The 14,178-nt window shown below is 67.5% G+C and carries 10 protein-coding genes; 9 read left to right on the top strand and 1 reads right to left on the bottom strand.

The features are described 5' to 3' along the window. Window positions 1–30 precede the first annotated feature (30 nt). Window positions 31–2,148 carry an autotransporter assembly complex protein TamA gene (locus DDE10_RS11075; protein WP_284734595.1) on the top strand — a complete coding sequence of 706 codons (2,118 nt, stop codon included), beginning with the start codon at window positions 31–33 and terminating at the stop codon, window positions 2,146–2,148. After that, a complete protein-coding gene (locus DDE10_RS11070) occupies window positions 2,148–6,362 on the top strand; it encodes a translocation/assembly module TamB domain-containing protein (protein ID WP_114952836.1) in 4,215 nt (1,404 codons plus the stop codon). Before DDE10_RS11075 ends, DDE10_RS11070 begins: the two co-directional genes overlap by 1 nt. Window positions 6,363–6,553: 191 nt before the next feature. On the opposite strand, the gene DDE10_RS11065 is transcribed toward DDE10_RS11070, so the two are convergent. Continuing rightward, window positions 6,554–6,925, bottom strand: coding sequence for an antibiotic biosynthesis monooxygenase family protein (locus DDE10_RS11065; RefSeq protein WP_114952835.1), 372 nt, complete (start codon window positions 6,923–6,925; stop codon window positions 6,554–6,556). 192 nt (window positions 6,926–7,117) lie between these two features. Here DDE10_RS11065 and desA point away from each other — a divergent pair, with 192 nt between their 5' ends. The 7 genes from desA to DDE10_RS11030 all read left to right on the top strand — a co-directional run bounded on the left by desA (window position 7,118) and on the right by DDE10_RS11030 (window position 14,040). Next, on the top strand, window positions 7,118–8,533 hold the full coding sequence (gene desA / locus DDE10_RS11060; protein ID WP_114952834.1) for a syringate O-demethylase: 1,416 nt from the start codon (window positions 7,118–7,120) through the stop codon (window positions 8,531–8,533). A gap of 383 nt (window positions 8,534–8,916) precedes the next feature. After that, window positions 8,917–9,528, top strand: coding sequence for an NAD(P)-dependent oxidoreductase (locus DDE10_RS11055; protein WP_114952833.1), 612 nt, complete (start codon window positions 8,917–8,919; stop codon window positions 9,526–9,528). Window positions 9,529–9,540: 12 nt separating this feature from the next. Further along, window positions 9,541–10,455, top strand: a complete 915-nt coding sequence (locus DDE10_RS11050) for an SDR family NAD(P)-dependent oxidoreductase (RefSeq protein ID WP_114952832.1) — start codon at window positions 9,541–9,543, stop codon at window positions 10,453–10,455. Beyond that, window positions 10,452–11,855 carry an MFS transporter gene (locus tag DDE10_RS11045; protein ID WP_284734594.1) on the top strand — a complete coding sequence of 468 codons (1,404 nt, stop codon included), beginning with the start codon at window positions 10,452–10,454 and terminating at the stop codon, window positions 11,853–11,855. The genes DDE10_RS11050 and DDE10_RS11045 overlap by 4 nt, the downstream gene beginning before the upstream one ends. A gap of 45 nt (window positions 11,856–11,900) precedes the next feature. Beyond that, complete coding sequence (locus DDE10_RS11040; RefSeq protein ID WP_114952831.1) at window positions 11,901–12,623, top strand: nuclear transport factor 2 family protein; 723 nt, start codon at window positions 11,901–11,903, stop codon at window positions 12,621–12,623. After that, a complete protein-coding gene (locus tag DDE10_RS11035) occupies window positions 12,620–13,057 on the top strand; it encodes a nuclear transport factor 2 family protein (RefSeq protein ID WP_114952830.1) in 438 nt (145 codons plus the stop codon). The genes DDE10_RS11040 and DDE10_RS11035 overlap by 4 nt, the downstream gene beginning before the upstream one ends. A gap of 110 nt (window positions 13,058–13,167) precedes the next feature. After that, window positions 13,168–14,040 carry a CmcJ/NvfI family oxidoreductase gene (locus DDE10_RS11030; RefSeq protein WP_284734593.1) on the top strand — a complete coding sequence of 291 codons (873 nt, stop codon included), beginning with the start codon at window positions 13,168–13,170 and terminating at the stop codon, window positions 14,038–14,040. Window positions 14,041–14,178: the final 138 nt, after the last annotated feature.

The raw sequence follows: 14,178 nt of genomic DNA, 5'->3' as shown, positions 1-14,178 counted from the left end.
GAGCGGGGGCTATTGACGGAAGCGCGCATCTTGTGGGCTGCGATCGCCGGCGGCGTTCTGGCGACGCCGTACGCGGTGCAGGCACAGCAACCCACACCCGATAATCAGGCCGTTCGCGACGACGAGCCGATCGTCCCCGACTCCGCGTTCGAGGAGGCGCTGCCGCCGCTCGATCCGGCCCTCATCGAGCCGCTCGAGCCGCTCGAGGCCATCGAGCCCGACGCGTCGCCCTTTCCGCCTGTCCCGGGGCCGGTAGAGGACACGCCGCTCGGCGATCCCGCACTCTCGGAACCGCTACCGCCTTTGTCCGTCTCCGACGTCGAGCCGCGCTCCATCGATCCTGTCGAGGACGAGCAGACGGCGGAGCCCGTTCCGATCCGCTACACGGTCATCGTCGAGGGATTGGAAGAAACCGGTCTCGAGGACCGCTTCCGCGATCTTTCGGCGCTCGAGGACGCACGCGGCGAAGCCGTCAACGGCGCGATGATCGAAGCGAGGGCCGAGGAAGACGAATTGCTTCTCGTCCGGCTGCTCCGCTCCGAGGGATATTATGATGCCGTCGTCGCCTCGGCGATCGAGAATGTCGTCGAGGAGCCGGGTGCCCTGCGGATCAGGCTGACCGCCGCGCCCGGTCCCGTCTATCGCTTCGGCGAGATCCGGATCGCCGGTGCGCAGACCGTTCCGCCCGGCCTCGCCCGCGAAGCATTGCCGCTCCAGTCCGGCGAGCCGATCATTGCCGAGGAGGTCGAGGCGGCCGAGGCCAATGTCCTGCTGCGCCTGCCGCAACAGGGCTATCCTTTTACCGAGGTCGGCCTGCGCGACATCGAGCTCGATCCGGCGACCGAGCTCGGCCTCTACACCCTTCCGGTCGAACTGGGGCCGCGCGCGAGCTTCGGTGGCTTCACGACTGAAGGCGACCTCGCTTTCGATGCCGAGCATGTCGGCGTGCTCGCCCGTTTCCGACGCGGCGAGCTCTACGATCGGCGAAAGGTGGACGATCTGCGCGAAGCGATGGTCAGCACCCGCCTCTTCGACAGCGTTTCCGCCGAGACCGTTCGGACCGGCGAGATCGCGCCCGACGGCACCGAATATGTGAACATCCTCGTTCGCCAGGATGCGGGTCCGGCACGCTCGATCGACGCCAATGCCGGCTACAGCACCGGCGAGGGGCTCCGTCTCGAAGGCGCCTGGGAGCATCGCAACCTGTTCCCGCCGGAAGGCTCGCTCAGGATCGCCGCCATCGCCGGCACCGCCGAGCAGAATCTCAGCCTTCGCTTCCGCCGCAACAATTGGCATCAGCGCGATCGCGCCTTGCTGCTCCAGATCGAGGCGGGGCAGCGCGATTACGAGGCCTTCCAGGGCTATACCGCCCGGCTTCACGGCCTCGTCACCCGCGAATCGACGCCGATCTGGCAGAAGAGGTGGACCTACGCCTATGGCGCCGAAATCCTTGCCACCAACGAAAGCCGGGTCGGCCGCGCCAGGCTGTCGCTCAGCGATGCCTATTTCATCGGCGGCCTGATCGGCCAGCTCGGCTACGACCGTTCCAACAGCCTGCTCGATCCGACCCGGGGCTTTCGGCTGCTGAGTCGGGTCAACCCGGAAGCCTCGTTCGGTAATGGCGACTTTTATTACATCCGCAACCTGATCGAGGGCAGTGCCTACTTCCCGGCGGGCGACAGCTTCGTGATCGCGGGCCGCGCGCGCTTCGGCTCGATCTATGGTATTCCGCGCGACGAGCTGGCGCCTTCGCGCCGCTTCTACGCCGGCGGAGGCGGCTCGGTGCGCGGCTTCGGTTTTCAGGAGCTCGGGCCGCGCGAAATCGTGCCGAACCCGGACTTCGATCCGGAAGAGCCCGACAAGGAACCCGCCACCATCTCCGTGCCGCTCGGCGGCCGCAGCCTTGCCGAATTTGCGCTCGAAGGGCGCTACCGCTTCGGCAATTATGGCGTGGTCGCCTTCGTCGACGCCGGCCAGGTCTATGAGAGCCAGTTCCCGACTTTCAGCAGCATGCGCTTCGGCGTCGGGGTGGGCGGACGGCTGTACACCAATTTCGGGCCGATCCGTCTCGACGTCGCCACGCCGATCGGCCGACGCGAGGGCGAATCGCGCATATCCGTCTATATCTCGATCGGTCAGGCCTTCTGATGGCGACGCAGGCGCCCAGCGACGACGGCCGCGTCGTCATCGTCCGGCGGCGCAATCCGGCGGTCACGATCGCGAAATGGGCGGGCATCGCCTTGCTCGCGGTGCTGGTCCTCGCAGGCGCCTTCCTCGTCTGGCTGAACAGCGATCCGGGTCGCCGCTTCATCGTCACCCAGATCAACAATTTCGAGGCCGCGTCGGGCCTTCAGGTGCATGTCGGGCGGATCGAAGGATCGGTGTTCGGCGAGCTCACGCTGCACGATCTCGCCCTCAGCGATCCGCGCGGGATCTTCTTTCGTGCGCCCACGGCTGAGCTCGACTATCGCCCACTCGCTTATTTCCGCAATCATATCGACATTCGCTCGCTGGTCATCCCCCAGGCCCGGCTGCATCGTCTGCCCGAACTGCGGCCCGGCGACCCGAACGCGCCGCTGCTCCCCGACATCGACATCGACGTCGGGCGGCTTCGTATCGGTCGGTTGCTGGTGGATCCGCCAGTCACAGGGCAGCGGCACCTGCTCTCGATCGACAGCGCCATCCAAATCGCCGACGGGCGGGCTCAGGTGGGTCTCGATCTCGCTGCGCTCGCGGCGCCCGGCCTTCCGGGCGGCGACCGCGTCCGCCTCCGCCTCGACGCGGTTCCGGCCGAGAACCGGCTTGGGCTGGGCCTCGCCGTCCGCGCGCCCGGCGATGGTTTCGTTGCCGGCCTTTCCGGCATAGATCAGCCGCTGGACCTCCAGCTGAACGGCCGGGGGGATTGGGACAATTGGCAGGGCCGGCTTCAGGCTGTGCTCGGTGGCCGCGGCCTCGCCAATCTCCGCATCGGCGGCCGCGACGGCACCTTCACCGTCCAGGGCCCGATCCGCCCCGGCCTGCTCATGGAGGGGCCGGTCGAGCGGCTGACCGCGCCGACGACCCTCGTGGACCTCGTCACGACCTTCGAGAACCGCCGCGCCGACCTGCGGTTGCGGATGAGCAGTGCGGCCCTCGCCGTGGCCGCGGAGGGCCTGGTCGATCTCGGCCGCAACCGCTTCGAGAATCTGCGGCTCGCGACCCGCCTCATCCAGCCCGGCGCGATCGCGCCCGACCTCAGCGGGCGCGACGTGCGCCTCGCTTTGGTGCTGAACGGCGCTTTCGCAACGCCGTCGGTCGCCTACGATCTGCAGGCGGCACGGCTGACGTTCGACACCACCACGCTTGAGGGCTTTCGCGCCCGGGGCGCCGCGCGCGTTCGCGCCGAGGACATCATCATTCCGATCTCGGCGCAGGCGCGCCGGATCGTCGGCTTCGACGCCGTGGCCGGCGGTACGCTCACCAATGTCCGTCTCGACGGCGAGCTCGGTCTCGCCGGAACGCGGCTGGTTTCGGACAATCTCCGGATCCGCTCCGATCGGATCGACGCCACGCTCGCCTTGGCGCTCGACTTTTCGACCGGGCAATATCTTGCCGGTCTGCAGGGACGGGTGAACAATTATCTCGTCGACGGCGTCGGCCTGTTCGATCTCAACGCCAATCTCGATTTGACCAGCGAGGCCGGCGGCTTCGGTCTGCGGGGCCGGATCGCCGCGCGCTCGCGGCGCATCGACAACACCACGGTGGCCGATTTGCTGGGCGGCCCGATGACCGCGACGGCCAATGTCGCGGTAGAGCCGTCGGGCCTGGTCCGCGTCGACAATGTCCGCCTGACCGCGCCGTTGCTGCGGGTGACCTCGGGCACGGGCATCTACAGGCCCGACGGCACCATCGATCTCACCCTCGCCGGAATCAGCGAAAGCTATGGTGCGCTCACCGTCCGCGTGACCGGTAGCCCGTCCGCGCCGCAGATCCGGCTGAATGCGGCCAATCCCGGCTTCGGAGTCGGCTTGCGCGACGTCACCGCGACGGTGCGGGCCACCGCGCAGGGATGGGCGATCCAGGCGAGCGGCGAATCCGCCTACGGGCCTTTCACCGCCGACGTCGTCATCGCGAGCAACCGAGGGCCGCTCACCATTGCGATCAACCGGCTGACCTTCGCCGGAATTGATTTCCAGGGACGGATCGTCCGGACGCCGGCGGGGCCGTTCGCCGGCACCCTCAGCCTGGCGGGGCAGGGCCTGACCGGACAGGTGCAGCTCAGCGCCGCCGGCCAGTATCAGCGGGTCGATGTGGCCGCCAATGCCAATGGCGCGCGCACGCCCGGCGATGTCCCGATCTTGATCCAGCGCGGTTTCATCCGCGCCACCGCCATCCTCACGCCGACGCCTTCGATCGTCGGCGATGCCCAGCTCGCCGGCCTCAGCAGCGGCAATCTCTCGGTCCAGCGGGCGCGCGTCCATGTCGATTATCGCGGCGGGAGCGGCCGCGCCCAGCTGTTCGCCGAAGGTCATAGCGGCGTCGCGTTCCGCGTCGGCGCCAATGCCGAGATGAATCCGGATCTGATCCGCGCCGCCGTGCAGGGTCAGGTCAACAACATTCCGTTCCGCTTCGCCGAGCCCGCAAGCATCCGCCTCGCCGACGGTGCCTGGCGTCTCGATCCGGTGACGGTGGCCGTGCGCGACGGGCGTGTGCGGCTGGCCGGGGAATGGGGCGACGGGCTCGTGGTCCAGTCGCGGCTCGATCGCTTCGACCTCTCGATCCTCAATGCCTTCTCGCCCGGCCTGGGATTGGGCGGCAACGCCACCGGAAGCCTCGATTTCGCCCAGCCGTCGGACGGCTCCTTCCCGCGCGCCGAAGCCAGGCTCAACATTGCCGGCTTCACGCGGACCGGCATCGCCACGCGCTCGGTGCCGGTGAACATCGCCTTCGCCGGCAGTCTGCGGCCGGAGGGCGGCCGCATGGCCGCGGTGATCCGACGCGGCGAAAGCATCGTCGGCCGGGCCCAAGCGACGCTCCAGCCGCTCCCGCCGGGCGCCGGCAGCTGGGCGACCCGGCTCTTCTCGGCGCCGCTGAACGGCGGCATCCGCTACAACGGCCCGGCGGACGTGCCGATGTCCTTCGCCAACCTTGCCGGGCATCAGCTCAGCGGCCCGGTCGTCATCGCCGCCGATTTCCGCGGGCGGGTCCAGGCGCCGCAGTTCGTCGGCCTCGTCCGGGCCGACAACCTCACCTACGTCAACGAGCAATATGGAACCCGCATCACCAACCTGGCGCTCAACGGCCGCTTCGACGCCTCCCATCTGGAGATCGTCCAGCTGAGCGGCCGCGCCGGCGAGGGGACGCTCTCGGGACGCGGCCGGATCAGCCTCGCCGCCGCCGAAGGCTTCCCGATGGACGTGCGGCTCCAGTTCGCCAACGCGCAGCTGGCGCGCAGCGATGATATCGGCGCGAGGGCGACGGGCGAGCTCGCCGTCACCAATGGCCCCGCCGGTGCCCGCATTGCCGGAGAGCTGGAGCTCGGCGAGGTGCGCTACCAGTTCGTCCGCCAGGCGGCGACCGAGGTGCGCGAGCTGGCCGGCGTGCGCCGCCGCGGCGAGCCGATCGCGCCGCCCAATCAGGAAGTGGCGGACAATGCCATGCCGAGCCTGTGGGAGCTCGACCTGCGCCTGCGCGCGGACAATCGGATCTACGTCTCGGGCATGGGTCTCGATTCCGAATGGTCGGCGGACCTGCGCGTGACCGGCACCACTGCCACGCCGCGGCTCGTCGGAGAGCTCGACATGATCCGGGGCGAGCTGAGCCTCGCCGGCCGCCGCTTCGATCTCGAGCGCGGCCACGTGACCTTCACCGGCGGACGGCCGATCAACCCGCAGCTCGATCTCGAGGCGACCAGCGACATCGACGGGGTCGAGGTGGCGATCTTGGTCACCGGCGACTCGACCAATCCACAGATCGCCTTCAATTCGACGCCGAACCTGCCGCAGGACGAGGTCGTGTCGCGAATCCTGTTCGGAAGCTCCGTGACCGAGATTTCGGCGCTCCAGGCGGTGCAACTCGCCGCGTCGCTCAATACCCTGCGTGGCGGCGGCGGCGGCGGCCTCAATCCGCTCGGCCTGCTTCGCTCGGCGACCGGGTTCAGCAGCATCCGCGTTCTCGGCGCCGACGAGACGACCGGGCGGGGTACCGCCGTCGCGGCCGGCATGTATCTCAGCGACGACATCTTCGTGGAGATCATCACCGATGCACGCGGCTTCACCGCCACCCAGCTCGAAATCTCGCTGTCCAGAACGCTGAGCCTGCTGTCGCAGTTCGGCTCGACCAGCAGCACCAACGTCAACCTGCGCTATTCGCGGGACTATTGACGCCGGATCCGCCCGGATCCTTGACACTTCGTTCACGTTGTGTTCTATAGTAGGTCAAGCAGCCCCCGCATCATTCTGCCGTCGGGGGACGTCCATCTTTGGACAGGAAGAGGAGTGCCGCGTCTGCTGGGACTTCAGCGTTCGTCGATTCGAGCGTATCGGGGAGCAGGGGCCGAAGCCCATGGTACCCGTCACCTTCGTCCCCTTTCCGGCGGCTCACCCCTTGCGGCACTGGCATCCGGTCCTCTCAGCGTCAGCAGATCGTCCGTCACCGTCATCGTGAAGACCGGCCGGTTGCCCGGCGGAGTCTCGGCGACCGCATCCACGAACATCGCCCGCGCCTCGGGATCGTCATAGACCATCTTCGCATCGAACGCGCGCTGCCAGCTCGCCTCGTCCGGCCACTCGGCATAGCCGACGAAGCGGCCGTCCCGGTCGCGGTGCAGCCGCGATCCATGGCTGCCATAGATCCGGGTGATCGCCTCGGTGCCGCGGCGCCACGCCTCCCGGAACTGCGCTTCCTTGCCGGGATGCACCCGCCACCAATAGACCGCGACGAACATGCCGCTTCTCCTTTGTCGTCGCGACGAAATTAACCGGTGTCGCGTCGGAAGCGAAGCCAGCGCGATTGTAGGCGACACTGACTTCTCAAATGCGAAATTGCCGGGTATGTGAAGATCTATCATGCGCGGGGCAGGGGGGCGTTCGCCACGCTCCAATCCGTGCGAGCGAGGTCGAGAGGAGTGGAGAGTTAGATGACAGCCCGCAATCTGGAGGAGGTGCTGCGATCCGCAGGCAACGTCGTCGAGCTGCTTCGCAACCAACAGACCGGCCCGAACGTCTATCCGGGCGTTCCGGCGGAATATACCAACTGGCGCGATGAAGTTCGCGCCTGGCAGCAGAGCTGCGTGCTCTTCAACCAGTCCTACCACATGGTCGATCTGGCGGTGGAAGGTCCCGACGCCTTCGCGATGCTCAACCATCTCGGGATCAACAGCTTCAACAATTTCACCGTCGACAAGGCGAAGCAGTTCGTGCCGGTCACGCCCGACGGCTATGTCATCGGCGACGTCATCCTTTTCTATCTGGACGAGAACAAGTTCAACCTCGTCGGCCGTGCCCCGGTGATCGAATGGGTCGAGTTTCACGCCGCCACCGGCGACTGGAACGTCACCGTCGAGCGCGACGAGCGCACGGCGCTGCGCAAGGATCCGAGCCGGCGCAAATCCTATCGGTTCCAGGTCCAGGGCCCGAATGCGATGAAGGTGATCGAGAAGGTCACCGGCCGCACGCCGCCCGACCTCAAATTCTTCAACATGACGAACATGACGATCGCCGGGAAGGACGTTCGGGCGCTCCGTCACGGCATGGCCGGCCAGCCCGGCTTCGAGCTGTTCGGCCCCTGGGACGATGGCGAGGCGGTCCGCCAGGCCCTGTTGGAGGCCGGCCGGGACTTCGGCCTGCGTCTGGTCGGCGGCCGCGCTTATTCCTGCAATACGCTCGAATCCGGCTGGATCCCGTCGCCGCTGCCGGCCGTCTATACGGGCGAGAGCCTGCGGACGTACCGAGAATGGCTGCCGGCCGACAGCTATCCCGCCAAGGCCTCGATCGGGGGCAGCTTCGTTTCCGACGCTATTGAGGACTACTACCTTACACCCTGGGATCTCGGCTACGGTCCCTTCGTCAAGTTCGACCACGATTTCATCGGCCGCGCCGCCCTCGAGAAAGTGGCGGCAGGCCCGCACCGGAAGAAGGTGACGCTGGCGCTCGAAGACGAGGATGTCAGCCGGGTCTGGAGCGCGATGCTCGGCAAAGGCGACCGGCCGAAGTTCATGGATTTCCCCTCGGCCGTCTACTCGATGCATCCCTATGATCGCGTCACCCATGACGGCAAGACCGTCGGCCTCTCGACTTGGGTCGGCTACAGCTACAATGAAGGCAAGATGCTGACCCTCGCCATGGTCGATTCCGAGCATGCCGAGCCCGGCGCCGATCTGACCTTCGTCTGGGGCGAGGAGAAAGGCGGCACCCGCAAGCCGACCGTCGAGCGCCACGTCCAGACGGAGCTCCGCGCGATCGTGAGCCCGGTCCCCTATTCCGAGGTGGCGCGAAAGGTCTATGCCGATGGCGGCTGGCGGGCGCAGCAGGACCTGGCCGAGCCGGTCGCCTGACGTCCAGCCGGTGGCGCGCGACCCGCTCCTTGCCGTCGGCACCCCGCCGCCATGAGCCGCGGCGCGGTTCCGCTGCCGCCAGGAGATCCGCGCGCGATCCATGACGCCCGGCCGATGGGCGGACGGCGGGTTGTCGGCGTCGGCTTTTGCTTCCTGCTCGATGCCTTCGACGGGCTTCGACGTCCTTGCCATCACCTTCGCGGCGCGGGGCATCGCCCGCGAATGGGCGATCGAGCCCGGCGCGAGCGGTCTGGTCATCTCGATCTTCCTGCTCGTGCCGATAGGGGCGCGAGGGAGGACCAGCCGCCGCCGGCGGCGACCAAATGAGGTGACGGAATCGACAAGAAGAACGAGAACGTCACGACGGAGAGGAGGAAACAGGCATGAAGCTCGCCTTGATCGGCGCGACCGGCAATGTCGGCCGGCGCCTGCTCGCCGAGGCGATCCGCCGCGGCCACGCGGTGACGGCGATCGCCCGCAAGGTCGCGGACGTCGAGATCGTCGCGGGCGTCCGACCTGCCGTCGGCGATCTCACCGACGAATCCGGCATGGCGGACCTGCTCCGCGGTCACGATGCGGTGATCCTGTCGGTGCCGTTCAGGAGCCTCGACGTGGAGGCCATGCTTCGGGCCGTGAAGGGTGCCGGCGCACCGCGGCTCCTCGTCGTCGGAGGCGCCGCTTCGCTCGAGGTCGCGCCGGGTCTGGCGCTGGTCGACACGCCTGACTTTCCCGAGTTCATCAAGCCCGAAGCCATTCCCGCTCGTGCGGCGCTCGAGCGCCTTCGCCAGGAAGACGAGCTCGATTGGACCTATTTGTCGCCCTCGGTCTTCTTCGGCCCCGGCGAGCGCACCGGCCGATTCCAGCTCGGAACAGATCGGCTGCTGAGCGACGAGATCGGCAAGAGCCACATCAGTTACGAGGATTATGCCGTCGCCATGCTCGACGAGATCGAGCAGCCGCGGCACCGCCGCGCGCGATTCACGATCGGCTATTGAGGGGGGAGCGGGATGCGGGACTTCCAAGGCAAGACGGCCTTCGTCACCGGCGGCGCCAGCGGCGCCGGTCTCGGCCAGGCCAAGATCTTCGGCGCCGCAGGCTGCCGCGTCGTCATTGCCGATATCCGGCAGGAGGCGATCGACGCGGCGCTCGTGGAGCTGCGCGATAGCGGCGTCGAGGTCCATGGCATCCGTCTCGACATCACCGATCGCGAGGCGTTTGCCGCTGCCGCCGAGGAGAGCGTGCGGGTGTTCGGGCCGGTCCAGCTGCTCTTCAACACAGCCGGCGTCTCGATCTTCGGCCCGATGGAACGGGCAACCTACGACGACTATGACTGGATCTTCGGGGTCAATGTCGGCGGCGTCGTCAACGGCATGCAGACCTTCGTGCCGCGCATGATCGCCCACGGCCAGGGCGGCCATATCGTCAATACCGCCTCGCTCGGCGCCTTCGTCGCGAACAGCGGCTCCGGCATCTATTCGGCGTCCAAGTTCGCGGTGCACGGCCTCAGCATGGCGATGCGCGACGCGCTCTCCGGCCATGGCATCGGCGTATCGGTGCTCTGCCCGGCCAATATCCGCTCGAACATCGCGGAATCGGTGAAGACGCGGCCGGCACACCTGTCGAACAGCGGCTTCGACGTCGACCAGCGCGAGATCGAGGCGCTTCACGAAATCTATTCGCAGGGAATGGATCCCGAGGAGCTGGCCCGTCATGTGAAGGACGCGATCGAGCAGGACCTTTTCTACATCATCCCCTATCCCGAGGCCCGGCCGATGCTGGAAGCGATGTTCCGGCAGGTGATCGACGCGCTGCCGCCGCCCGACACCGATCTCGAGGGCCAGGAGAAGAGGGCGAAGGCGATGGCCCGTTACATCGAGGCGCGCCAGAAGATGGATTCCGAGCGCTATGGAGCGGGCGCGTGAGCCCGGCGGCGCCCTTGCCGGCGGCGGCGCCCGAGGCCCCTCCTTCTACCGACGCTCTGCCCTGGCCGTCCGAGAGAGCGGGCTATTACGCCCTCTTCGTCATCGTGCTCGCGACCTTCCTGTCCTTTTTCGACATGACCGTGTTCGCGATGCTGGCGGAGCGGATCAAGATCAGCTTCCAGCTGAGCGACACCGCCTTGGGCTTTCTGCTCGGGCCGGCGACGGTGCTGGCCTATGTCTTCATCGGCATCCCGCTAGCGCGCCTGGTCGACATCTTCCCGCGCAAATATGTCCTGTCCGCCGGCATCGCGGTCATCGGGTCGATCACGGCCCTCGGCGGGCTGGCACAGAATTTCGGCCAGTTCGTCGCGACGCGCATGTTCGTCGGAGCGGGCGGCTCCGCCCACGGTCCGGGCTCCTACTCGATGCTGGCCGACTTCTTCCGGCCGATGCGGATCCCGATGGTGTTCGCTCTGCTCCAGCTCGGATTCATCCTCGGCATGACCCTGGGCACCTGGGGCGGCGGCCAGCTGATCGCCTGGACGAGCGACTGGCCGGAGCGGTCCGAGCTGCTCGGCCTCACCATCTTCAACTGGCAGTGGATCCTGATCATCGTCGGCCTGCCCGGCCTGCTCGTCGCCATCCTGTTCCTGTTCGTGAAGGAGCCGCCGCGGCGGACGTCGCCCGACGTCGAGCGGCTGGTCCCGGAAAATGCCTCGTTCGGACGAAAGCTGGTCGCCTTCACCGGGATCGATGCCGTGCGCGCGATCAACATGCGCGGGCGAGTCTTCTACCCTCTGTTCGCCGCCTTGGCGCTGGCGGCGACCGAGAGCCAGGGGATCAATGCCTGGCGCGTGCCTTTCGTCCTTCGCACCTATGGCTGGAGCGAGGCCCAGATCGGCAACGTCCTCGCCCCGATGCTGCTCGTCGCGATGCTCCTCGGCATCACCTTCGGCGGCGTGTTCGTGACTTGGCTCGGCAAGCGCCACAAGGACGCCAATATCCGAGCGGCCGCGATGATCTTCGGTTGCACGGCCATCCTGTCGATCGCCGCGCCGCTGATGCCGACCGCAGAGCTGGCCCTGGGATGCATGGCGGGGGCGGCGATGTTCGGCCTGGCGGGCGCGGTGCCGCAAAATGCCGCGATCCAGCGCATCGCTCCCAACGAGATGCGAGGTCAGGTCACCGCCGTCTACCTGTTCATGTTCACCTTCTTCGGCGCCCTCGGCAGCTTCGTGATCGGCCTCGTCGCCGACGTCGTCGTCGGCGATCCGGCGCGGCTGTGGCTCGCCATCCTGATCACGGCGGCGATCTTCATGCCGGCGGCGACCTTCTTCATGTACCGGGGCATCCGCCCCTATCGCGAGGAAGTGGAGCGTCTCGAGGCGATCGGTCGCTAGGCGCGGTGCGCGCCATCACCCTCATCCAAGCAGGAGACCTTCAGAATGTCGGACCAGCCCACCCTCGAACAGCTCGCCAGGCGTATCGATGAGCTCGAGCACAAGCTCGGCATCGAGCAGGACGTCAACGACGTCCGGCGCCTCCAATATACCTACGGCTATTTCATCGACAAATCGCAATATGACGAGGTGGTCGACCTGTTCGCCGACGACGGCGAGGTCTGGTTCCTCGGCGGGATCTACAAGGGGAAGGCGGGGGTGCGCCGCCTCTATATCGAGCGGTTCCAGACCCAGTTCACCGAAGGCCATAACGGGCCCCGCTACGGCTGGCTGCTCGATCATCCGCAGCTGCAGATGGTCATCCACGTCTCTCCCGACCGGCGCACCGCCCAGGTTCGCGGCCGCTCGATGATGCAGGCCGGCCTGCACGAGACCGCCAAGGGCCAGCAGCGCGCCTGGTGGGAAGGAGGCATCTACGAGAATGAATATGTGCGCGAGGGCGGCGTCTGGAAGATCAAGGCGCTGCGCTACTTCCCCTTCTGGCACGGCAGCTTCGAGGACGGATGGGCGAAGACGCCGATCGATTTCATCCCGATGGCGAAGACCCTTTATCCGGAGGATCCACTCGGACCCGACGCGCTGATCGAACCGCAGCCGCGGCTGTGGCCGGCGACCGACACGGTCCCGTTCCATTATCCGCACCCGGTCACCGGTAAGCCGATCGAGGTCGACAACAGCCGCGCCCGGGAAGGATTCGCCAACCAATGAGCCCGGAACAGCGCCGCGCGATCGAATGGGAATGCACGCGCCTCGTCAACCTCTATGCGCTGCTCAACGACGAGGCGCGCTGGGACGAAGTCGCCGCGCTCTATGCCGAGGACGGCCTGATGACCCGGCCGACGGCGCCGGATGCGCCGATCGTCGGACGCGAGGCGCTGCTCGCCAGCTTCAGGGGCCGGCCGCCGCGGGCGAGCCGCCACGTTTGCGCGAATATCGTGGTCGACGTGGAGAGCGAGACGAGTGCCTCGGCGTCCAGCGTCATCCTTCTCTTCACCGGCAGCCTCGATCCCGAGGGTGGGCTTCCGGTTCGCGACGAGGGGCCGCCGCTGGTTGGCACCTATCGCGATCGGTTCGTGCTCACCGGCGACGGCTGGCGCTTCGCCGAGCGACGCGGCAGCTTGAGCTTCCGGAGCGCCGGTTGACTCCCTTCTTCAGCCTGCGCCCACGCATCGGATGGGAGCGTGCCGGACCGGCTCCGCGCCTTCGGGAGAGGATGTTGGAAGCGGCCTGAAGGCCGCGTGAGGAGAGGATGATGGGCAGGATCGACGCGATCACGAGCGCTATCAACGCCGTCGAGACCCGGATCGGCTATCTGGTGCCGACGTCGCGGGTGAACCGGCGCTTCTGGGCGCCCGGCGCCGAGCTCAATACCGGCATCTACGAGTCCTATCCGGTGACGGTGCGCAATGCTCGAACGGCGCCGGAGCCGTTCACGCTCGACCGGCACGGCTTCTGCCTGTCGACCCATCGCAGCGGCATCGCCGATTTCCACGACGCCGAGGCGGTCAATCGCCTCTATCCGGACGAAGTCGCGCAGGTGGCGAAGGCGCTGACGGGCTGCGATCTCGTGGTGCCGATGGGCGCGCAGATCCGCTCTTCCGGCCAGACCGGCCCCACGGTCCAGCCGCCGGCGGCAGAAGCGCATGTCGACTTCACGACCAAGACCGCGCGCCGGATCGCTCAGGTCCTTTATGAACGGGCGGTGCCGGGCGGGCCGGGCTTCGATCGCTTCATCTGCTTCAGCCTTTGGCGGACCTTCAGCCCGCCGCCGCAGGACTGGCCGCTTGCTCTGTGCGAATATGGCAGCGTCGGGGACGAGGAGGGGGTCCCCAACACCAAGGTCGACGTCGACGTCATCCCGGAAGGCGACGCGCTGTTCGCCCCGATCGAGGGCGAGGAGGACATGGCCGCCGCCACCATCTTCCGCCACAATCCCGCGCATCTTTGGTGGTATTTTCCGGACATGGTCCGCGACGAGATCGTGTTCATCAAGTTCCACGATTCCGACCACGATCGCGCCTGGCGGGCGCCGCATACGGCCTTCCACGACACCAGCCGGCCGGGCGCGCACGTGCGCGAGAGCCTGGAATTTCGCGCCATCGCCTATTTCAGCCGCGCCGGCTGACCGCGGCCCGGATCGGCCGTCGACCCGAGGCTTTCGAGGGCGGCCGCTCGCAGGCACGCGGCGCTTGTCTCGTCCGCCGGCGCCAATGCCTTGAACGGATCGCGCTCTCGCTGCGCCAGCGGACGCGAAAGCGAGAGA

Source organism: Sphingosinicella terrae, from assembly GCF_003347635.1.
Classification (GTDB): domain Bacteria; phylum Pseudomonadota; class Alphaproteobacteria; order Sphingomonadales; family Sphingomonadaceae; genus Allosphingosinicella; species Allosphingosinicella terrae.
Note: the sequence above shows the minus strand (reverse complement) of the source record. Positions and strands in the feature narration are given on the sequence as shown.

Coding starts and splice junctions, on each gene's coding strand:
- DDE10_RS11070 (WP_114952836.1), top strand. CDS start 2,148: ATGGCGACGCAGGCGCCCAGCGACGACGGCCGCGTCGTCATCGTCCGG.
- DDE10_RS11065 (WP_114952835.1), bottom strand. CDS start 6,925: ATGTTCGTCGCGGTCTATTGGTGGCGGGTGCATCCCGGCAAGGAAGCG.
- desA (WP_114952834.1), top strand. CDS start 7,118: ATGACAGCCCGCAATCTGGAGGAGGTGCTGCGATCCGCAGGCAACGTC.
- DDE10_RS11055 (WP_114952833.1), top strand. CDS start 8,917: ATGAAGCTCGCCTTGATCGGCGCGACCGGCAATGTCGGCCGGCGCCTG.
- DDE10_RS11050 (WP_114952832.1), top strand. CDS start 9,541: ATGCGGGACTTCCAAGGCAAGACGGCCTTCGTCACCGGCGGCGCCAGC.
- DDE10_RS11040 (WP_114952831.1), top strand. CDS start 11,901: ATGTCGGACCAGCCCACCCTCGAACAGCTCGCCAGGCGTATCGATGAG.
- DDE10_RS11035 (WP_114952830.1), top strand. CDS start 12,620: ATGAGCCCGGAACAGCGCCGCGCGATCGAATGGGAATGCACGCGCCTC.
- DDE10_RS11030 (WP_284734593.1), top strand. CDS start 13,168: ATGGGCAGGATCGACGCGATCACGAGCGCTATCAACGCCGTCGAGACC.